The organism is Pectobacterium sp. F1-1 (assembly GCF_025643735.1).
Classification (GTDB): Bacteria; Pseudomonadota; Gammaproteobacteria; order Enterobacterales; family Enterobacteriaceae; genus Pectobacterium; species Pectobacterium colocasium.
On sequence record NZ_CP104733.1, the window covers coordinates 113,598 to 134,570 of the forward strand.

General features: G+C 53.1%; 17 protein-coding genes. 8 read left to right on the forward strand and 9 right to left on the reverse strand.

Annotated elements, in window-relative coordinates; translation table 11 throughout:
* Positions 1–338: 338 nt before the first annotated feature.
* Positions 339–1,196 carry an RNA polymerase sigma factor RpoH gene (gene rpoH / locus NAL19_RS00485; protein WP_225086447.1) on the forward strand — a complete coding sequence of 286 codons (858 nt, stop codon included), beginning with the start codon at positions 339–341 and terminating at the stop codon, positions 1,194–1,196.
* A gap of 86 nt (positions 1,197–1,282) precedes the next feature.
* On the opposite strand, the gene panM is transcribed toward rpoH, so the two are convergent.
* The gene (gene panM / locus NAL19_RS00490; RefSeq protein ID WP_225086448.1) at positions 1,283–1,729 is read right to left on the reverse strand and encodes an aspartate 1-decarboxylase autocleavage activator PanM; all 447 of its coding nucleotides are present in this window, start codon (positions 1,727–1,729) and stop codon (positions 1,283–1,285) included.
* 404 nt (positions 1,730–2,133) lie between these two features.
* Here panM and NAL19_RS00495 point away from each other — a divergent pair, with 404 nt between their 5' ends.
* The 6 genes from NAL19_RS00495 to NAL19_RS00520 all read left to right on the forward strand — a co-directional run bounded on the left by NAL19_RS00495 (position 2,134) and on the right by NAL19_RS00520 (position 8,392).
* The gene (locus NAL19_RS00495) at positions 2,134–3,246 is read left to right on the forward strand and encodes a branched-chain amino acid ABC transporter substrate-binding protein (protein WP_263058470.1); all 1,113 of its coding nucleotides are present in this window, start codon (positions 2,134–2,136) and stop codon (positions 3,244–3,246) included.
* Positions 3,247–3,401: 155 nt separating this feature from the next.
* Positions 3,402–4,328, forward strand: a complete 927-nt coding sequence (gene livH / locus NAL19_RS00500; RefSeq protein WP_263058471.1) for a high-affinity branched-chain amino acid ABC transporter permease LivH — start codon at positions 3,402–3,404, stop codon at positions 4,326–4,328.
* On the forward strand, positions 4,325–5,599 hold the full coding sequence (locus tag NAL19_RS00505) for a high-affinity branched-chain amino acid ABC transporter permease LivM (protein ID WP_263058472.1): 1,275 nt from the start codon (positions 4,325–4,327) through the stop codon (positions 5,597–5,599). The genes livH and NAL19_RS00505 overlap by 4 nt, the downstream gene beginning before the upstream one ends.
* Entirely contained in the window at positions 5,596–6,366 is a 771-nt protein-coding gene (livG, locus tag NAL19_RS00510; protein WP_263058473.1) for a high-affinity branched-chain amino acid ABC transporter ATP-binding protein LivG, read from the forward strand. The genes NAL19_RS00505 and livG overlap by 4 nt, the downstream gene beginning before the upstream one ends.
* 5 nt (positions 6,367–6,371) lie before the next feature.
* Positions 6,372–7,073, forward strand: coding sequence for a high-affinity branched-chain amino acid ABC transporter ATP-binding protein LivF (livF, locus tag NAL19_RS00515; protein ID WP_012772851.1), 702 nt, complete (start codon positions 6,372–6,374; stop codon positions 7,071–7,073).
* Positions 7,074–7,201: 128 nt separating this feature from the next.
* A complete protein-coding gene (locus NAL19_RS00520) occupies positions 7,202–8,392 on the forward strand; it encodes a PLP-dependent aminotransferase family protein (protein ID WP_263058474.1) in 1,191 nt (396 codons plus the stop codon).
* An 87-nt stretch (positions 8,393–8,479) separates the two neighbouring features.
* On the opposite strand, the gene NAL19_RS00525 is transcribed toward NAL19_RS00520, so the two are convergent.
* The 8 genes from NAL19_RS00525 to ltnD form a co-directional block, all read right to left on the reverse strand.
* Positions 8,480–10,126 (reverse strand): methyl-accepting chemotaxis protein, encoded by a 1,647-nt coding sequence (locus NAL19_RS00525; RefSeq protein ID WP_263058475.1) that lies wholly within the window; start codon positions 10,124–10,126, stop codon positions 8,480–8,482.
* A gap of 573 nt (positions 10,127–10,699) precedes the next feature.
* Positions 10,700–12,370 carry a methyl-accepting chemotaxis protein gene (locus NAL19_RS00530; RefSeq protein WP_225086454.1) on the reverse strand — a complete coding sequence of 557 codons (1,671 nt, stop codon included), beginning with the start codon at positions 12,368–12,370 and terminating at the stop codon, positions 10,700–10,702.
* 274 nt (positions 12,371–12,644) lie between these two features.
* Positions 12,645–14,324 carry a methyl-accepting chemotaxis protein gene (locus NAL19_RS00535; protein ID WP_263058476.1) on the reverse strand — a complete coding sequence of 560 codons (1,680 nt, stop codon included), beginning with the start codon at positions 14,322–14,324 and terminating at the stop codon, positions 12,645–12,647.
* Between the two features lie 303 nt (positions 14,325–14,627).
* A complete protein-coding gene (locus NAL19_RS00540; protein WP_225086456.1) occupies positions 14,628–15,986 on the reverse strand; it encodes a GntP family transporter in 1,359 nt (452 codons plus the stop codon).
* 183 nt (positions 15,987–16,169) lie between these two features.
* Positions 16,170–16,958, reverse strand: a complete 789-nt coding sequence (gene otnI, locus NAL19_RS00545; RefSeq protein ID WP_263058477.1) for a 2-oxo-tetronate isomerase — start codon at positions 16,956–16,958, stop codon at positions 16,170–16,172.
* Positions 16,959–16,991: 33 nt separating this feature from the next.
* A complete protein-coding gene (gene otnC / locus NAL19_RS00550; protein ID WP_263058478.1) occupies positions 16,992–17,648 on the reverse strand; it encodes a 3-oxo-tetronate 4-phosphate decarboxylase in 657 nt (218 codons plus the stop codon).
* A complete protein-coding gene (gene otnK / locus NAL19_RS00555; protein ID WP_263058479.1) occupies positions 17,645–18,910 on the reverse strand; it encodes a 3-oxo-tetronate kinase in 1,266 nt (421 codons plus the stop codon). Before otnK ends, otnC begins: the two co-directional genes overlap by 4 nt.
* Positions 18,907–19,821 (reverse strand): L-threonate dehydrogenase, encoded by a 915-nt coding sequence (gene ltnD, locus NAL19_RS00560; RefSeq protein ID WP_263058480.1) that lies wholly within the window; start codon positions 19,819–19,821, stop codon positions 18,907–18,909. Before ltnD ends, otnK begins: the two co-directional genes overlap by 4 nt.
* Positions 19,822–20,208: 387 nt before the next feature.
* On the opposite strand from ltnD, the gene ygbI reads away from it, so the two are divergent.
* Positions 20,209–20,970 carry a DNA-binding transcriptional repressor YgbI gene (gene ygbI, locus NAL19_RS00565; protein WP_225086460.1) on the forward strand — a complete coding sequence of 254 codons (762 nt, stop codon included), beginning with the start codon at positions 20,209–20,211 and terminating at the stop codon, positions 20,968–20,970.
* Positions 20,971–20,973 lie beyond the last annotated feature (3 nt).

Genomic DNA, 20,973 nt, shown 5'->3' on the forward strand with positions numbered 1-20,973 from the left:
ATCCCCTGTAATTCAGACCGTATTGCAGGGGAAATCTCCTCAGCGACATCTCTTCTTTGCGCTTCCCGCTGTGTTTTCCCCTTGGTTTTTGGTGCGTTATCGGCTCGTTTTTCCCCTGCTTGATCTCTGGCATGGGGTGAATAAAATGATAGGAACTTGCGAGCGAAATCACAGTCTGAATAGACAGTGTTTAGGATTTGAGTAACCCGTTTTCGGGGTTTTTAATAAAATTCATCTTTAAGGTGCCGTGTTTTGCCATTTTCGCGCAAAACGATGCGGCGAAGCAGTGCTAAGATAGTCGACTGCAATATGACGAGTAGAGCAACTGAGAGGGTTGAATGACCAAAGATATGCAAACTTTCACCTTAGTTCCCCAGGGCAGTCTGGAAGGGTATATTCGTGCCGCCAATGCCTATCCGATGCTGACGGCGGAGGAAGAGCGGGCGCTGGCTGAACGGCTGCATTATCAGGGCGATCTGGATGCGGCTAAGCACCTGATTCTGTCACACCTGCGTTTTGTTATTCACGTTGCCCGTAACTATTCCGGCTACGGCCTGCCGCAGGCGGATCTGATTCAGGAAGGGAACATCGGCCTGATGAAGGCGGTACGTCGCTTTAACCCTGAAGTGGGTGTGCGTCTGGTCTCTTTCGCCGTGCACTGGATCAAAGCAGAAATTCACGAATACGTGCTGCGTAACTGGCGTATCGTGAAAGTCGCAACCACCAAAGCGCAGCGTAAGCTGTTCTTTAACCTGCGCAAGACGAAAACGCGCCTCGGTTGGTTTAATCAGGATGAAGTCGAACTGGTGGCACGTGAACTTGGCGTGACCAGCAAAGACGTGCGTGAGATGGAATCCCGCATGGCGGCGCAGGATATGACATTCGATCCCACGCCGGAAGAGGATTCGCACGACGGCAAGGCGATGTCGCCGATGCTTTACCTACAGGATAAATCGTCTGATTTTGCCGATGGCATTGAAGAAGATAACTGGGAAACGCATGCGGCGGATAAGCTCACCTACGCGTTGGAAGGGCTGGATGAGCGCAGTCAGCATATTATCCGTGCTCGCTGGTTGGACGATGACAACAAATCCACTTTGCAGGACTTGGCCGATCAATACGGCGTTTCCGCAGAGCGCGTGCGTCAGTTAGAAAAGAATGCAATGAAGAAACTGCGAGCGGCGATAGAAGCCTAATTGCTTTCATCATTGTTTCTTTCTGTAGCGACCGGGTAATGCCCGGTCGTTTTGTTTTTGTCTGATGCCAGGCTGTCGGGTTTGGGTTATGGCTTCTCTGAGTTGATTTCATCAAGAATCAGCGGCGTTTCTTTTCGGCGAATATAGCGCCAGCCGCCGGATACCGGTGAGAAGCCGCAGGACACCATAAACCGCGCCAGCACTTCCTCTTTGATCGCGGCATGATTTGCCGTGGCCAGCCACCATTCGTTCACTTCAGGCAATTGACGGCGTGCTTCATCAATCAGAAGTTGTCCTACGCCCCGCCGCCTTGTGACTTCACGCACCATCAGATCGCTCAGTTCCGCGTAGTCCCCTGCAATTTCGACCAGCATACCTCCAAGTAACCGATCGTTAAAACGGGCGGCAAAGAGTCGTCGAGTCGGTTTTAGCCCTGCTTCTAATAAATCAATATTTTGATGCGGCCAGATTTTTGCCAGATCAATTTTGTCCTGGGGGCTGAATTGGGTAAGGCATTCAACGGTGAGTTTCATTTTTATCGGCACTCCATCATATGAGTGAAGAATAATGTAGTTGTTTTGTAGTAGATCAGTTGTGTAATTTGATCGTTATGGTTAATAGGGCAAATGTTTTTCTTGTTCTTTGTTTTTCGAGTAATCCATCAACAATTAATGCATAAAGTAGAATATCTGACTATATATAAATTAAATGCTGGATTTTGCATCTGGTGTTTTGTGCTGTTTGCTCCGCTTGTTTCTGACAATGTGAGTTGATTTGCAGCATAATATTCCTGTTTAATAATATGAAAAATAAAGCCTTATTAGAAATCATTACTAATAATAACCTAAGCCTTTCTTACTTATAAGAAAATAGCGGGTTATGGCAGAAGGCGGTCAGGTTTTCGGCAATATCCATAATGACAGATGGGGTAAAAAGAATGAAATTCAGTAAAGGTAAAGTATTGCTGATGGGTTGTATGGCTGCGGCGTTTAGCCATGCGGTCAATGCTGCCGATATTAAGGTTGCGGTTGTTGGCGCGATGTCTGGCCCGGTTGCTCAGTATGGCGACATGGAATTTATTGGCGCGCGTCAGGCGATTGCTGATATCAACGCAAAAGGCGGCATAAACGGTAACAAACTGGTTGGCGTTGAATATGATGACGCGTGCGACCCTAAGCAGGCGGTTGCCGTAGCGAACAAGGTCATCAATGACGGTATCCGTTATGTGATTGGCCATCTGTGTTCCTCCTCTACGCAGCCCGCGTCTGATATTTATGAAGAAGAAGGCGTGATCATGATTACGCCTGCGGCAACCAACGCCGACCTGACCACGCGTGGTTACAAAATGGTGCTGCGTACGACGGGGCTGGATTCCGATCAGGGGCCAACCGCGGCCAAGTACATCGTCGAAACCATCAAACCTCAGCGCATCGCTGTCGTGCATGACAAGCAGCAATATGGCGAAGGTTTGGCTCGCTCTGTTCAGGATAGCCTGAAAAAAGCCGGTGCGAATGTCGTACTGTTTGAAGGTGTGACGGCGGGTGACAAAGATTTCTCTACGCTGGTTGCTCGTCTGAAGAAAGAGAACGTCGATTTCGTCTATTTCGGCGGCTATTACCCGGAAATGGGGCAGATTCTGCGCCAATCGCGTCAGGCTGGCATGACAACCAAGTTCATGGGGCCGGAAGGCGTGGGTAACTCTTCGCTGTCCAACATCGCGGGCGATGCGTCTGAAGGCATGTTGGTCACGCTGCCGAAGCGTTACGATCAGGTGCCTGCTAACCAACCGATTGTGGATGCGCTGAAAGCCAAGAAACTGGACCCGACTGGCCCGTTCGTCTGGACGACCTATGCCGCGCTGCAATCGCTGACCACCGCGATGACGCGTACGGGTAGCGATGAGCCGGAAAAACTGGTTGCGGATCTGAAAGCGAAATCCGTGGATACCGTAATGGGACCATTAAGCTGGGATGCAAAAGGCGACCTGAAAGGGTTTGAATTTGGCGTATTTGAGTGGCACAAAGACGGTACGTCCAGCGCAGTGAAATAATCACCATGCCGTAGGCGGATAGCGGATGAATTTACCGTTGTCTGCCTCTGCGGTGTGAGGAGCATTCTCCGCCCTCTGCGTGTGTACCACTACTAATCCCTCAATACCGAGCCCCCGTTGCCGCAAGGCGCGGGGGCAGCATTTAAGGTTAAGGTATGTCCGAGCAGTTCCTTTACTTTTTTCAGCAGATGTTCAACGGCCTGACGTTGGGCAGCACCTATGCGCTGATCGCCATTGGCTACACCATGGTTTACGGCATTATCGGCATGATTAACTTCGCACACGGCGAAGTGTACATGATCGGTAGCTATGTCTCCTTTATTGTGATTGCGGCCCTGATGATGATGGGCATTGATGCTGGCTGGCTGCTGATTGGCGCCGCTTTCATTGCCGCCGTGGTCATTTCCAGCGCTTACGGCTGGAGTATCGAACGGGTGGCCTACCGGCCGGTTCGAACGTCAAAGCGCCTGATCGCGCTGATTTCCGCCATCGGGATGTCCATCTTCCTGCAAAACTACGTCAGCCTGAATCAGGGCTCACGTGATGTGGCGCTGCCGAGTCTGGTGACCGGCCAGTGGGTGTTGGGCGAAAGCAATGGCTTTGCCGCAACCATTAGCGCCATGCAGCTGATCATCTGGATTGTTACGTTCCTCGCCATGTTGGCGCTGACGTTGTTCATTCGCTATTCTCGTATGGGACGCGCCTGCCGCGCTTGCGCGGAAGACCTGAAAATGGCGAGCCTGCTGGGTATTAGCACCGATCGCGTCATTTCCCTGACCTTCGTCATCGGCGCGCTCATGGCTGCCGTTGCTGGCGTGCTGTTGGGGCAGTTTTACGGCGTCATCAATCCCTATATTGGCTTTATGGCTGGGATGAAAGCCTTTACCGCTGCGGTACTGGGCGGAATCGGCAGTATTCCTGGCGCGATGATTGGTGGGCTGATTCTGGGCGTAGCCGAAGCGCTGACGTCCGCGTACTTGAGCACGGAATACAAAGATGCGGTGTCATTTGCGCTGCTGATTGTGGTGCTGCTGGTGATGCCGACCGGCATTCTGGGTCGCCCGGAGGTTGAGAAAGTATGAAACAGCTCAACCTATTTAACGCACTGGTTTCCGCGTTCATGTTGCTGGTGCTGGCCTCGTTCTTAATGGGCATGCAGTTGGCGCTGGATGGCACCAAACTGGTGGTGCGCGGTGCCGATGAAGTGCGCTGGTACTGGATTGGCGCAGGCTGCATCGTGGTGTTCTTCTTCCAACTGATTCGCCCGTTCTTCCAGCAAAGCATCAAGAAATTTTCTGTGCCGTCGCTGGTGCTACCGAGCTTTGATGGCAGTACGCCGCGGCAGAAAGTATTGGCTGCGGCCTTGATTATTGCGGCGATCGCCTGGCCGTTTCTGGTGTCGCGCGGTACGGTGGATATCGCCACCCTCACGCTGATTTACGTGATGCTGGGCCTGGGTTTGAACGTGGTGGTTGGCTTGTCCGGCCTGCTGGTATTGGGCTACGGCGGGTTTTACGCCATTGGCGCGTATACCTATGCGCTGCTGAACCACTATTACGGATTGGGCTTCTGGGAAAGTCTGCCGCTGGCGGGCATGGCGGCGGCGCTGTCTGGCTTCCTGCTCGGTTTCCCGGTGCTGCGTTTGCGCGGCGACTATCTGGCGATTGTGACGCTTGGGTTCGGCGAGATTGTCCGTATCCTGTTGCTGAATAATACCGAAATTACCGGTGGCCCGAACGGCATCAGCCAGATCCCTAAACCGACGTTCTTTGGTCTGGAATTCAGCCGCAGCGCGCGCGATGGCGGTTGGGATACGTTCCACAATTTCTTCGGTCTGCAATACGACCCCAGCGACCGTATTATCTTCCTGTATCTGGTTGCGCTGCTGCTGGTCGTACTGACCCTGTTTGTGATTAACCGCCTGCTGCGGATGCCATTGGGGCGTGCGTGGGAAGCGCTGCGTGACGATGAGATCGCCTGTCGTTCTCTGGGGCTGAGCCCAACGCGCATCAAGCTGACGGCCTTTACTATCAGCGCCGCGTTCGCAGGGTTTGCCGGTACGCTGTTTGCCGCACGTCAGGGCTTCGTCAGCCCGGAATCGTTCACGTTCGCCGAGTCTGCCTTTGTGCTGGCCATCGTCGTGCTGGGCGGAATGGGATCGCAGTTTGCGGTCATTCTCGCGGCAATCCTGCTGGTGGTATCTCGCGAGCTGATGCGCGATCTGAATGAATACAGCATGCTGTTGCTGGGTGCACTGATGGTTCTGATGATGATTTGGCGTCCGCAAGGTCTGCTGCCGATGAAGCGTCCTGAGATGAAGTTGAAAGTCGCGAAGAAGGAAGAGCAAGCATGAGCACGCAGCCACTATTATCAGTCAGAGGTCTGATGATGCGTTTTGGCGGCCTGCTGGCGGTCAACAACGTTGAAATGGATATTCATGCTGGCGAAATCGTCTCGCTGATCGGCCCGAATGGGGCGGGAAAAACCACAGTCTTCAACTGCCTGACTGGTTTTTATCGCCCGAGCGGCGGCACCATCATGCTGCGCGATCGTCATTTGGAAGGGTTACCCGGGCAGGCGATTGCCCGTATGGGTGTGGTGCGCACGTTCCAGCACGTTCGCCTGTTCCGTGAAATGACGGTGGTGGAGAACCTGCTGGTGGCGCAGCATCAACACCTGAAAAGCGGCGTGTTTGCCGGGCTGTTGAAAACGCCGGGCTTTCGTCGTGCGGAAGCCGATGCGCAGGCGCGCGCCGCGGTGTGGCTGGAGCGCATCGGTCTGCTGGATTTAGCGAACCGTCAGGCGGGGAATCTGGCTTATGGCCAGCAGCGCCGTCTGGAAATTGCCCGCTGTATGGTGACGCGGCCTGAATTGCTGATGCTGGACGAGCCTGCGGCCGGTCTGAACCCGAAAGAAACTGACGAGTTAAATCAGCTGATTGCGGAACTGCGCGATAGCCATGAGGTATCGGTGCTGTTGATTGAACACGATATGAAGCTGGTCATGGGGATTTCCGACCGGATTTATGTTGTCAATCAGGGCACGCCGCTGGCACAGGGTACTCCAGCTGAAATTCGTAACAACCCGGATGTCATTCGTGCCTATCTGGGTGAAGGATAACGTTTATGCTGTCATTACATCAGGTTTCCGCCCATTACGGAAAAATTCAGGCGCTGCACCAGGTTAGCCTGCATATTAATCAGGGCGAGATTGTTACGCTTATCGGCGCGAACGGCGCCGGTAAAACCACGCTGCTGGGCACGCTGTGTGGCGACCCGCGCGCGACGGAAGGCACCATCACGTTTGACGGTAAGGACATCACGAACTGGCAGACCGCGCAGATTATGCGTGAAGCGATCGCGATTGTACCGGAAGGCCGCCGCGTCTTTTCCCGCATGACGGTAGAAGAAAATCTGGCGATGGGAGGGTTCTTTGCCGATCGCGAGCAGTATCAGGAACGCATTGCGCGCGTCTACGATCTGTTCCCGCGCCTGTATGAGCGCCGCGCTCAGCGTTCCGGCACCATGTCTGGCGGTGAGCAGCAGATGCTGGCGATTGGCCGTGCGCTGATGAGTCAGCCGCGTCTACTGCTGCTGGACGAGCCGTCGCTGGGGCTGGCACCGATTATCATCCTGCAAATTTTCGATACCATCCAGCAACTGCGTGAAGAGGGTATGACCATCTTCCTGGTGGAGCAGAATGCCAATCAGGCGCTGAAACTGGCTGACCGAGGTTATGTGCTTGAAAACGGCCATGTCGTGTTGGAAGATACCGGTGCGGCATTGTTAGCTAATGAAGCGGTACGTTCGGCCTATCTGGGCGGATAATTTTTAGAGCAGATCTACCCTAAATCATTCAGGTTGCGGAAAGCCAACGGGCATGCAGCCTGAAGAGTGACAGGGGAATCGCTACCGGGCCGGTTTACCGGCCTGTTTCGTAGAAGGGTTAAGAAGAAATGGCCATTGAAGGGTTGTTAGCGCACCGCATCGCTCAGTTAAAAAGTTCCGCCATCCGTGAACTGCTGAAACACAGCAAGATGGAAAACATTATTTCGCTGGCTGGCGGGATTCCGTCAGATGCCTTGTTTGATTTTGAAGGGTTAAACCAGGCTACACAGTTAGCAATTACCGAACAGCCGAAAACGGCATTCCAGTATGGCTTAACCGAAGGCAGTAGCGTGCTGCGTGAACGTATTGCCGATCTGTGTGCTGTGCGCGGTGTAAAAACACGCGGCGACGATATTGTGGTGACGGCAGGTTCGCAGCAGGCGCTGGATCTGATTATGCGCTCGATGGTCGATCCGGGCGATGTGTTCGTCGTTGAACGCCCGACTTATCTGGCAGCGCTGCAAACGCTGGAGCTGGCGCAGGCGCAGGTGATGTCTGTGTCATCTGATGCTAACGGCATGGTCGTCGACGAGCTGGAAGAACTGCTGACGAAACAGCGCATTAAAGGCGTTTATATCGTTCCGAACTTCGGTAACCCGAGCGGCGTGACGCTGAGCTATGAACGTCGTCTGCAATTGATTCAACTGGCAGAACGCTACGGTTTTGTCATTATTGAAGACGATCCCTATGGCGAGTTGCGCTTCACCGAAGAGCGTAACCCTACGCTGTTCCAACTGGCGCAGGAGAAGCTGGGTAGCACGGAATACGTGCTGTATACCTCGACGTTCTCGAAAGTGCTGGCACCGGGGCTGCGTCTTGGCTGGGCGATTCTGCCGGACTGGCTGTTGCACAAAGTGGCGATTATCAAACAGGCCGCCGACCTGCACGCCAGCGCGCTGTCGCAGACCGTCGCGGAATGCTATTTGGGGCTAGGTCGTCTGGATTCGCAGATCGAAAAAATTCGTCACGCTTATAAGCACAAAGGCGAGCTGCTGGCGCAACTGGTCGAGAAGGAACTGGGGGATGTGATCACCTTCAACCAGCCGAAAGGCGGGATGTTCCTGTGGGCGAAATTCCGTCAGGACGATTTCAACACGACGGAATGGCTGAAGAAGACGCTGGAGCAGGGCGTTGTCTTCGTACCGGGCGAGTTCTTCTTCCCAGATAGTCTTGATTACTCAACGCTGCGTCTGTCCTTCGCGACGGCAACGGATGAGCAAATGCATGAAGCAGTAGCACGCCTGCGTCGCGCGCTGTAAGCGCCAATAACTGCCTGCCTGTTAATGTGAAAACCGCTGATATTTCAGCGGTTTTTCTTTATGAGGCCGTATTACCAGACTGAGAAGTTAAAAGGTTTCCCAGTTTTGCTTCGTTGAATTGCCCGCTAACGCCAATTGTGGCTTTTGCTGTGTAGCGACAGGGGTGTTGACTTGCTGTGGCTGGATACCGTCGATTTTGAACACACCCATTAATTCAACCAAATTTCTGGCCTGCTGGCTTAAACTCTCTGCGGCAGATGCTGACTCTTCAACCAGCGCCGCATTTTGCTGAGTGACCTGATCGAGCTGATTGACCGCATCATTCACCTGAGAAACGCCCTGCTCCTGCTCGTGGGTGGTCAAGCCTATCTCATTGATAAGATCAGCAACACGCTGAGACTGCTCCACAATTTCTCCTATAGTTATCCCAGCTTCGTTGACGAGCAGCCCACCGGCTTGCACTTTCTCTACGCTGATGCCAATCAGATCTTTGATCTCGCGTGCCGCCGAGGCAGAACGCTGAGCGAGCGAGCGCACTTCTCCGGCAACCACGGCGAACCCACGCCCCTGCTCTCCTGCGCGGGCTGCTTCGACGGCGGCGTTGAGTGCCAGAATGTTGGTCTGGAAGGCAATGCCGTCAATCACACCAATAATATCGCCAATTTTACGCGAACTCGTCGTGATCTCTTCCATTGTCCGCACAACATTACTAACGACATCACCGCCTTTGCGCGCAGAGGTGCTGGCGGCGTTAGCGAGTTGAGTCGCTGTTCTTACGGTGTCAGCATTCTGCTTCACGGTGATGTTCATTTCTTCCATAGAGGCAGCAGTTTCCTGTAGGTTCGCGGCCTGTTCTTCCGTGCGCTGGCTTAGGTCGGTATTGCCGATGGCAATCTGGCTGGCGCCGGTGGCGATAGACTCGCTGCTTTGATGGACTTGCCCGACAATGTTGCTCAGGCTTTGGCGCATTTCTTCCATTGCAGCCAGGATGCTAGTGGTGTCTCCGGTACGCCGTTCAATGGAAATGGCAAGATTCCCCTGCGCGACCTGACGGGTAATCTCCAGCGTATAAGCCGGTTCACCGCCCAACTGACGTTTGATTTTCCGGGTGATCCACCAGGCTATCACGCCCCCAAGCAAGGAAGAACAGAGTGCTAAAATTAGCATCAAGGAACCCGCATTTATCGCTTCTTGCTCGGACTTTTCGGCCATGGTGACTGTGAGTTGCTTCTGTCTCTCAATCATTTTGTCCAGTATATCGAATATGCTGGTTTGTGTGGTACGCACTTCTGTCAGCAGTAAATTACGAAAGGCGTCGTCTTGGTTGGACATGACCAGTTCGACGGATTTTTTCACGCTATTCGTATACGCAGGCTGCGCTTGTTCAAGCATAGCGAGATACGTTTTCGCCTCGTTATCCACGGTACTCTTACCTAATTGTATGAGTAAGTCACTATTATGTGAGAAGGCTTTCTGAATGCGATCATTCTCGGCTTTCATTTGTTGTGGATCGCTGAGAAACGCAATATTTCTCATAGAGCGGGCGATAATGTTAACGCTATCTTTTATTTCCTGCATTAACAAAAGATTGGTTATTCGCACTTGCGATAAAACCTGAATATTTCCTCCAAGTCGGTCTAACTGAATACGACCTAGTGTGGCGACTAAAAAACCAATGATGATAATGAGTGTAAAGCCTGTACCTAACATTTTTCCCAAACTTACATTTTTCATTATGTGCTCTTTTATTGAGGTTATACACGACAGGTGTAGTTATTTTTTGTTAAGGGAGATAATGCTACAAATGCGATTGGTCAACTAACGCTACCTTTGATCATCCCACGCTCTCTTGACATTTGTCTGATACAAAAAGCCCAACGGTGTTGATAACCCCCGTAACGGTATTGGTAAAGGGGGGCCACTTTCATGTGCGTAGGAATTCCAATTGTGGGTGTGTACAAGTTAAGGGAATGACAAATGGAGTGTATACACTATTGTAGTATGTTGATGGAAGGATAATGTAATAAAACTGCCATTTTTTATGAATTAATAAAACTTTAATATTATTTAATTATAGTTTTTAGGGTAAGTTATAAATATTAATATATGACTTTGAGCTCAATCTGGTTGATGTTTTTTATTATCTTTCATTGGGTTGCGTTTTTTACTCCTGATTCTGATTTTTATTAATTTATGTGTTCATTAATCTTATTATTTACTCCATTGATCTGAAAGTAAAAAGCCGCTGAAAACTCAGCGGCTTTATTTGGTTTGCTACAAGGCGAGATTTTACAAACGACGCATTCGTTAAAAGGTTTCCCAGTTTTGCTTATCGCTTCCCGCGTTACTTTTGGGATTGGCAAGTGAGAGTTTTGCACTGTCAGGTCTTTTCAGCTGCGGAGCAAGGCGTTGCGCCGATCCGCCTTCAACGATGAAGACTTTCATCAACTCGACCAGATGGGCGGCCTGTTCGCTCAGGCTATCGGCGGCGGACGCAGACTGCTCAACGAGCGCGGCGTTCTGCTGGGTCACCTGATCGAGTTGGTTCACTGCCTCATGAATCTGCGACACGCCGGATTCCTGTTCCTGCGTGGTAATACCAATTTCGTTAATCAGATCGGCAACGTGGCGCGCCTGACGAACCAGCTCTTCGATTGTCGTTCCTGCATCGCTGACCAGCGCGGAGCCTGTCTCCACCTTCTCGACGCTGTGGCCGATCAGCTCTTTAATCTCTTTGGCTGCGGTGGCGGAGCGCTGCGCCAGTGAGCGAACTTCACCGGCTACGACGGCAAAGCCACGGCCTTGCTCACCGGCTCGGGCGGCTTCTACCGCCGCATTGAGCGCCAGAATGTTGGTCTGGAAAGCGATGCCGTCAATCACGCTGATGATGTCGTTAATCTTGTGCGAGCTGTCGGTAATTTCTTTCATGGTGACCACGATATTGCCGACGGCTTCACCACCTTTAGCCGCAGTGTTACTGGCGGCCTGTGCCAGTTGTGCGGCATTACGCACCGTATCGGTATTTTGACGCACCGTTTGGCTCATTTCTTCCGTAGAGGCGGCGGTTTGTTGCAGATTGGCCGCCTGTTCTTCCGTACGTTGGCTAAGGTCCGCGCTGCCAGCCGCAATCTGTTTGGCTCCGGTGGCGATAGATTCACTGCTCTCACGCACTTGTTCAACAATGCTGCTTAGGCTTTTGCGCATGTGATTCATCGCGAACAGCAAACTGGTATTGTCACCTGATGCCAGAGCGACCGGTATTGCCAGATTACCTTGTGCGATTTCCTGTGTGACCTGTGTGGCATAAGCCGGTTCACCACCCAGTTGCTTCTTGATATGGCGGGTAATCAGCCAGGCGATGCCTGCGCCGAAGAATGAGGCGATGAGTGCCAGAATCAACAATGAATTACCATCGTAGTAGGACTCTTCAATCGCGTTGGTTGCCGTTTGTGTGGTGTAGTCTCTCTGCAACTGAATCATGGTGTTCAGATTGTTAAAAAGCTTGGTTTGGATAGGTTCAAGCTGGGTTTTAACTAACTCGATAGCTTCAGCCTGTCTATTGCTGAGTGACAGTGCGACGGCCTGGCGGCCTACTCTGGCAAATTCAGTGCGATTTTGCTGAAGTTCACCCAAAATATTGCGGACCTCGGTTGCCCGTAAATTGGCTTCCAACTGAGCGACGAGCGTCGTGTTTTTGGCACTCGTGGTTTCAATCAGCTTTTGATTGTCTTCCAGAACCTTTTGTTCGGTAGCGATGAGCATACGCAACGTGGTTTTGATCGTGACGTTAAGGTTATCTTTCAGTTCTTGTAGCACGATGAGGTTGGCAAGGTGGTGTTTAGCCAGTCTGTCCGTAGTATTACCGAGGCCAACCAGATGCATTCTGCCGAAGATGGCCACTAACAGGCCAATAATAATCACAAAGGCAAAGCCTGAACCGACCTGAGTACCCAGTTTCATTTTTTTTGTACGCTGCATGTTATCCTCATGACTTATTTACAGTATTTATTGTTATTAAGCAGATTTTCCTTTGCACGTGGGAAGCAATGCTCTCCTAAGGCTTCGCGTCCTTTTAATGAATAAGCACTTCACCCTAGAATATCGGCATGAGCAGAGAAAACATTGATTTTAATTGTCGCCGATGTTGCCTGCTGATGAGGACAAACCAGAAAATGTAGAGGATGGCGGGTACGGGTGGTGCAATGGTGAGAAAGTGAAGAGGGGGATGCGCGATCCATCCCCCTGTGTAGCATCAGAACTGTTCCCAGTTTTGATTATCGCTTCCCGTGCTGCTTCTGGGATGGGCAAGGGAGAGCGTTGCGCTGTCAGGTCTTTTCAACTGCGGGGCAGAGCGCTGTGACGTTCCACCTTCCACAACGAAGACTTTCATCAGCTCGACCAGACGGGCTGCCTGATCGCTCAGGCTATCGGCGGCGGACGCGGATTGCTCAACGAGCGCGGCGTTCTGCTGCGTAACCTGATCGAGTTGGTTCACGGCATCATGAATCTGTGACACGCCGGATTCCTGTTCCTGCGTGGTGACGCCAATTTCGTTAATCAGATCGGCAACGTGGCGCGCCTGACGAACCAGCTCTTCAATTGTCGTTCCTGCATCGCTAACCAACGCGGATCCCGTCTCCACTTTCTCGACGCTGTGGCCGATCAGCTCTTTAATCTCTTTGGCTGCGGTGGCGGAGCGCTGCGCCAGCGAGCGCACTTCACCTGCCACGACGGCAAAGCCACGGCCTTGTTCACCGGCTCGGGCGGCTTCTACCGCCGCGTTGAGCGCCAGAATGTTGGTCTGGAAAGCGATGCCGTCAATGACGCTGATGATGTCGCCAATTTTATGCGAGCTGTCGGTAATTTCTTTCATGGTAACCACGATATTGCCGACGGCTTCACCACCTTTAGCCGCAGTGTTACTGGCGGCCTGTGCCAACTGAGCGGCATTACGCACCGTGTCTGAGTTCTGGCGTACGGTTTGGCTCATCTCTTCCATTGAGGCGGCGGTTTGTTGCAGGTTGGCCGCCTGCTCTTCCGTACGCTGGCTGAGATCGGTACTGCCTGCGGCGATCTGGCTGGCGCCGGTGGCGATAGATTCACTGCTCTCACGTACCTGCCCAACAATGCTGCTCAGGCTTTTACGCATCGCATTCATGGCGGCGAGCATGCTGTGGTTATCGCCGGGGCGCAGATTGATCGCGACGGCCAGATTTCCTTGCGCAATGGCCTGTGCGATCTGAGCGGCATAAACCACTTCTCCACCCAATAACCCTGTAATCGTGCGGGTAATCAGCACGGAAACCAAAATACCAACCAGCCCCGCAATCGCGGCGAAGATAATCAGCATATTGCCGTCGCCACGTGCTTCCTGTATGGCACTTGTCGTCATGTCCTGCGTCCGCTTTTTCTGGAATTGCGCCATGCTATCCAGTGCGGCGAAAACCGGTGCCTGCGTCACCTGCATCTCATTGACCATGATCTGCATGGCACGCGCTCTTTCTTCTGCGTTTTCGGACAGGCCGAGTTCAACCGCTTTATTCACGGCATCCCGATAAGCCGGACGAGCCTGCGTCAGGTTCTCCAGCGAGTCGCGGGTTTCTGGTTCGGACAGGTGCGCATACAGTTTGGTCAGCATTTCAGTATTGCGTGCAATTTGCTGATCGATCAGGTGCTTTTCTTCCTGAATACGGTTCCTGTCATCGGTCAGGCCAATGTTACGCACGGAACGTGCTACGGCATCAAAGCCGCTCTTGGCATCTTGTATCAGGATGAGGCTGGCCAGATTTTTTTCGGATAGCGATTCAATATCTTCACCCAGATCGACCAAATGGAAGCGCCCCAGAACGGCGACCATCAGACCGATGATGATGACAGAGGCGAAACCGGTACCGAGCATGGTGCCGAGCTTCATTTTTGCGAGAAAATTCATAATGTTCCTTTATTATTTTTTATCGATGATGCAGGTTCTGCTTGGTGGATTGGATCTCTTCTGCGACAGGTCAGGAATAGTGTGTACTTCTGATGACGTCATGGTTTGGTATGCAGACTTGCTGAGCGGTGGCAAGGAAACGCACGGTTCTTTACCCCAGCCACAGTATAAAGACAGGTGTGGATAGGCATATGCCGAATATCGAAGTAAAACAGGTGCATTTTCCAGCATAAGAGAAAAACCGCTGAGTATCAGCGGTTTTTCCTTTAGTGAAATGTCGTAAGGGGTGAAACGTTAAGGGATTTACATCACCAGCCACAACGCCCAGGTGAAGAGGAATCCAGCCAGTCCGAGAATGGTCGTCAGTACCGTCCAGGTACGCAGGCCATCGGCGACGGACAGCCCCAGATATTTGGTGACGATCCAGAAACCGGAGTCATTAACGTGGGACAGTCCCAATCCGCCAAAGCAGGCAGAAAGCGTCACCAGCACAAGTTGCATCTGGTTCAGGCCGCTAACGGCTTCGCTCAGCAGGCCGCAGGTGGTGAGGATGGCGACGGTGGCCGAACCTTGCGAGGCACGCAGCGCCAGCGACAGAATAAAGGCGGCAGGCACCAGCGGCAGGTGAATGCTGGTCAGCGTATCTGCCAGCGCTTTACCGATGCCTGATTCCACCAGCACTTTGCCGAATACGCCACCCGCACCGGTCACCATGATGACCATCGCCGCGGCAGGCATGGCATCGCCCATCACACCGCTGGCTTTCTCCAGCGACCAGCCACGACGCAATGCAATCAGCCAGAACGCTAAGGCCAGAGCAATTAGCAGCGCGACAGCGGGAGAGCCGACCAGCGACATCACGTTACGTACCGGGTGTCCGGCAGGCAGAATGGTCGCAGACACGGTGCCGAGCATAATGATGGCGATGGGAATCGCAATCAGCGCAGCGATCAGCCCAGCCGAGGGAGCCGATACAGGCGCGGTATCTGGCGTCGCATCTTCCGGCTTCGCCAGCTGTAACTGCTCTAATACTTCAACGGAAAGCGCATACTTACGGCGATTCATGGCCTTGGCAGCCCAATAGCTGATGATGCCGACAGGAATCGATACCAGCAGGCCAATGATGGTCAGCCAGCCGATATCCGCATTTAACAGGCCAGCGGCGGCGACCGGACCGGGATGCGGCGGCAGCGCGACGTGCACTGTCAGCATCACGCCCGCGACGGGCAAACCGAATTTAATCGGAGAGACCTTCGCGACTTTTGCAAAGCCGTAAATAATCGGGGCGAGGATAATAAAGCCGACATCGAAAAAGACCGGAATACCCAGAATAAAAGCGGCGATGGTTAATGCCGCCACCATTAACCCCGGCCCCATTAATTGGGCAAAGCGATGCGCCAGAGATTCTGCGCCGCCAGAGACTTCGATCATTCTACCCAGCATGGCACCGAGGCCGATAATAATCGCCACCGAACCGAGAATACCGCCCATGCCGGAAGTAATCACTTTCATGACTTCGCCAGTAGGAATACCCGTTGCCAATGCGACGAGTAAGCTGACAACCAGCAGAGCGACAAAAGGCTGAATCTTAAATTTAATGACCATCAGCAGCAGGAGTAATACCCCGGCGATAGCGATGCAGAGTAAGAGCGAGGTGGCCATATTCTTATCCTCATTGACCCCGTCTTTTCAATTCAGAGGCTGAAAGAGATGGGATAGTCGTTTGTTATTTGTATAAGGGTGCCTCGATTCCCGTAATGAATACGGGAATCTGACCTATTATTTTTATTTATTCGTGTGTAACGAATATGTCTCTGGTGTTGGTTTGTTTCTTGGATAAGTGAATTAGTATTTTTTCTCCAGCCAAGGTTTAGCCCATCCCAATCCGTCTTCGGTTTTACCGCGCGGGTTATATTCACAGCCAACCCAGCCGGAATAATTCACGCGATCTAATTCGGCAAAGATGAATGGATAATTAATTTCCCCTTCATCGGGTTCATGTCGCGCAGGGACAGACGCAATTTGAATATGTCCGATGCGGCCAGATAAATCGTGAATAATTTGTGTCAGGTTGCCATCGACAATTTGTGCATGGAAGAAATCCAGCTGGATATACACATTAGGTCGGTCGATCAAATTGGCTAATTCCAGCGCCTGATACTGGCTGGCGAACAGATAATTGGGTTTCACCTTCGCGCTCAGTGCTTCAATCATGATATTGATGCCGTGTGGTGCAAATTTATCGGCGGCGTAGCGTAGGTTATCGATGAAGGTTTGCTGATAGGCCGCGCGGTCTTCACCGGGCGGGACGACGCCGCCCATCACCAGCACCGAAGGGCAGTTCAGCGCCAGCGCATATTCCAGCGCGTTATCAATATCACGGCGAGCATCCTCAATGCGGTCGGGCAGCGCTGAGACGCCCCATTCGCCTGCGGCAACATTGCCGGGTGCGGTATTGAACAACACCTGCTTTAAGCCATTTTCCCGCAGTTTTTCCGCCAGCAGCGGTGCCGGATACTCATAAGGAAACAGGTACTCGACCGAGGTGAAACCCGCATCGGCAGCGGCTTTAAACCGATCGAGAAACGGCACGTCAGTAAACAGCATAGAAAGATTGGCAGCAAACTTAGGCATGGTTAACTCCATCGCTCAGTAAAAAGTGGCTCATCAAGAGAGCTCGGTAATTTCGTCAGCGGTGAGGTAGCGAATTTTTCGGTCACCGAGAATAAAAATCAGCTTGGCAGTTTCTTCCAGCTCTTCCATGTTGTCCGCCGCCGCACGCAGATCTTTACCGGTGACGACGGGGCCGTGGTTAGCCAATAAAAACGCCTTGTAACGCGAAGCCAGCTTCGCGAGATCCTCGCCTAGCCGCGCATCGCCAGGGCGGTAATAAGGGACGACGGGCACTTTACCGACGCGCATCACCACATAGGGTGTGAACGGCTTGATGGCATCCTGCGTATCCAGCCCTTCCAGACAGGAGAGCGCGGTCAGATAGGTGCTGTGCAGGTGTACGATCGCCTTGCACTCGGGATCGTTACGGTAAATCGACAGGTGAAAACTGACCTCTTTCGATGGTTTATCCCCGGAGATCCACTCGCCGCTCATGCTGACTTTGGATAGCCGCTCGGCATCCAGTTCACCGAGGCAAGAGCCGGTCGGTGTTGCCAGCAGCGTACCGTCATCCAGTAGCAGCGAGAGGTTTCCGGCTGAACCGGTGGCGTAACCGCGCTGGAAAAAGGACGCGCCCAGCTTAACCATCTCCGCGCGTGCGCGCTGCTCGTTGTTCAGTGCGGTTTCGGTGCTGTGGTGTTTTTCACTCATACGGCAAACTCCTTTTGGGCGCGGGCAAAAAAGTCTTCATCACCAAAATTGCCGGATTTCAGCGCCAGAGAGAGCGGGTGATTGGTAGAACGCACCCACGGTACGCCGGGAGAAATGGACGGCCCGATATGGAACGCGTGAATACCCAGCGTCTGTACCACGATGCTGGAGGTTTCACCGCCCGCAATAATGAAGCGCTGAAAGCCTTCCTGCTGAAGCTGGCGAGCGACGGCAGCAAACAGTTTCTCCACCGCCTGACTGCTGGCTTCTGCGCCCCAACGCTGCTGAATCTGTGCCAGTTCGTCAGGTGATGACGTGGCGTACAGCAGTGGCGCGAGCGCGTCGTCACTGTGGGATTTCACCCAATCAACCAATTCCTGCACGTAGGATTCATCGCCTTGCAGGCTGCGAGCAACGTCAATAGCGCGACCCGCCGCCTGTTTCAGGTACTGGGCGACCTGCTTATTGGTCATGACCGAACAGGAGCCGGACAGCACAACGCCCGCGCCGGACTGCGGCTTGCCTGCCTCTGTGGCGGAACCGGTTTGTGTCGCGGGTTCTGCCCACTGACGTGCCAGACCAATCGCCAGGCCGGAACCGCCAGTAACCAGCTTCATGTCGCGTAGCGCTTCTCCCTGCGTTAACAGGTGCTGTTCATTCAACGTATCCAGTACCACATAGCGCACACCTTGTTCTTTCAGCTGGGTTAGCCGCTGTTTAACGGCTTCCGCCCCTTGATCCATCACGGCATACGGCACCAGTCCGCAGCGCCCGGCTGCCTGCTGTTCCATGACGCGTATCAGGTTGCTGTCCGTCATCGGCGTAACCGGATGGTGACGCATCCCGGATTCGGACAGCAGTTGATCCATCACGAACAGGTGACCCTGATAGACGGTTCTGCCGTTCACCGGCAGCGCCGGAGAGATGATGGTCTGCGTTTCGCCGAGCTGTTCCAACAGCGCATCGGTCACCGGACCGATGTTGCCTTTCGCGGTGCTGTCGAAGGTGGAGCAATACTTAAAGTAGAACTGCTGGCAGCCCTGTTGTTGTAGCCACGTCAGCGCCTTGAGGGAATCCGCCACCGCTTGCTCCGCCGGGCAGGAGCGTGATTTTAGGCTAATGACCACGGCCTGCGTGTCGACCTTAAAATCGGACGGCGGTACGCCGTTGAGTTGTACGGTCGGCAGCCCGTTGTTGACCAGAAAACTGGCGATATCCGTCGCACCGGTAAAATCGTCGGCAATCACACCTAGCTTGATCATGGTGCCTCCTTCTTTTCCGGCAGCGTAATGCCGTTAAAAATCTTAATGACCGCGCTGTCGTCTTCTTTACCGAATCCGGCGTTGCTGGCGGCGGTAAACATGTTGAATGCCGTGGAGGCCAGCGGCAGCGGGAAGTGCAGCGATTTAGCGGTGTCGGTAACCAGTCCCAGATCTTTCACGAAGATATCGACGGCGGATTTTGGCGTGTAGTCGCCGTCTACCACGTGGCGCATGCGGTTCTCAAACATCCAGGAGTTCCCAGCAGCGTTGGTCACCACGTCGTACATGATATCCAGCGGGATATCGGCGCGAGCGGCCAGCGCCATCGCTTCTGCGCCAGCGGCGATGTGTACGCCGGCCAACAGCTGATGGATAATTTTAACGGTCGCACCCAGCCCGATCTCTTCACCGACGCGGTAGACCTTGCCTGCGACGGCATCGAGTACCGGTTTCAGTTTCTCAAAGGCCAGGTCGGAGCCGGATGCCATTACCGTCATGTCGCCAGCGGCGGCTTTCACCGCACCGCCAGATACCGGTGCATCCAGCATAATCAACTGATGTTCTGCCAGGCGCTGTTCAATGTTTTTGGCATCCTGCGCGGAGATCGTGGAAGACACCATGACCACCGTACCGGGCTTGAGCTTCGCTGCAACCTGTGGTTCACCGAACAGAATCCCATTCACCTGTGCGGCGTTTACCACCAGCAGCACGACGGCATCCAGCTTGTCTGCAAAGGCATCAATACGCGTATCGGCCTGCGCTGCTCCTGCCTGACGTAATCTTTCCTGTGCCTGCGGGTTGATATCGACACCGTATGTCGTCAGGCCTGCGTTGATGCAGGACGCCGCAGCGCCAAATCCCATGGAACCCAGACCGATAACGGCGACAGCATAATCAGAAGTCTTTTTCATCGTGGTTGCCTTGTTAAAATTAGTGATTTTTTGTTCTCTGGTGTTAAATATAAGGACTATCAGAACAAATTATGGTGATTTTTATCACATAAATTAACATTGAGATCGTGATGATTCAGTGTAGCTGAACACTGCGTGGGAAGAGATACCCATAATTACCTTTGTATATCATATGATTATGGTGGTTTCTGGTGTTGTATGACGATGAGCGCAGTCATGTCTGGTGTAGTTTATAACGTGAATTTATGATAATTATCGTCATTAAATGGGCTGTTTCTCACAATATTTATCAGACTCGGTCTTTATCAAACACGGTCTTTATCAAACACGGTCTTTATCAAACCGAATGTCTATCAAACCAGCATTATCAAATAGGGAACGGGCAGCGTGATTCCAGTAGAACGTCATCAACAGATTCTGGCGCTGATCGCCGAGCGTGGCGCGGTTAGCATTAACGAGCTGACCGAACGGCTGGGTGTGTCACACATGACGGTGCGGCGTGATGTGCAAAAGCTGGAGCAGGATGGCCTGCTGCTGAGCGTCTCTGGTGGCGTGCGCTCGCCTGAACGGTTGGCGATCGAGCCGTCGCATCAGGACAAATCCGTGATGTTCAGCCAGCAGAAAGCGGCGATGGGGAAACTGGCGGCGCAGCACATTCCGCTGAATAGCTGCATTTATCTGGATGCGGGCACGACCACGCTATCGCTGGCGCGCGAGCTGGCTGAACGCGACGATCTCGTGATTGTCACTAACGATTTTGCGATTGCCGCTTTTCTGATTGAGTCCAGCCAGTGCCGCATGATCCACACGGGCGGCACGCTGTGCCGGGAAAACCGCTCCTGCGTTGGAGAAGCCGTCGCGCAGGCGCTGCGCAACCTGTTTATTGATATCGCCTTTATCTCCGCCTCTTCGTGGAGCCTGCGCGGGCTGTCCACGCCGAATGAAGACAAAGTGGTCGTGAAACGCGCGGCGGTAGAAGCCAGCAGCAAGTGCGTACTGCTGTGCGACACCTCAAAATACGGCCGCATCGCCACCCACCTCGCCACGCCGCTCAGCGTATTCGATAGCATCATCACCGACGACGGCCTGCCCGCCGCCGCCAAAGAAGCCTTGAGCAAAATGGGTGTTGAGGTGCTGGTGGCGGGGTGAGGG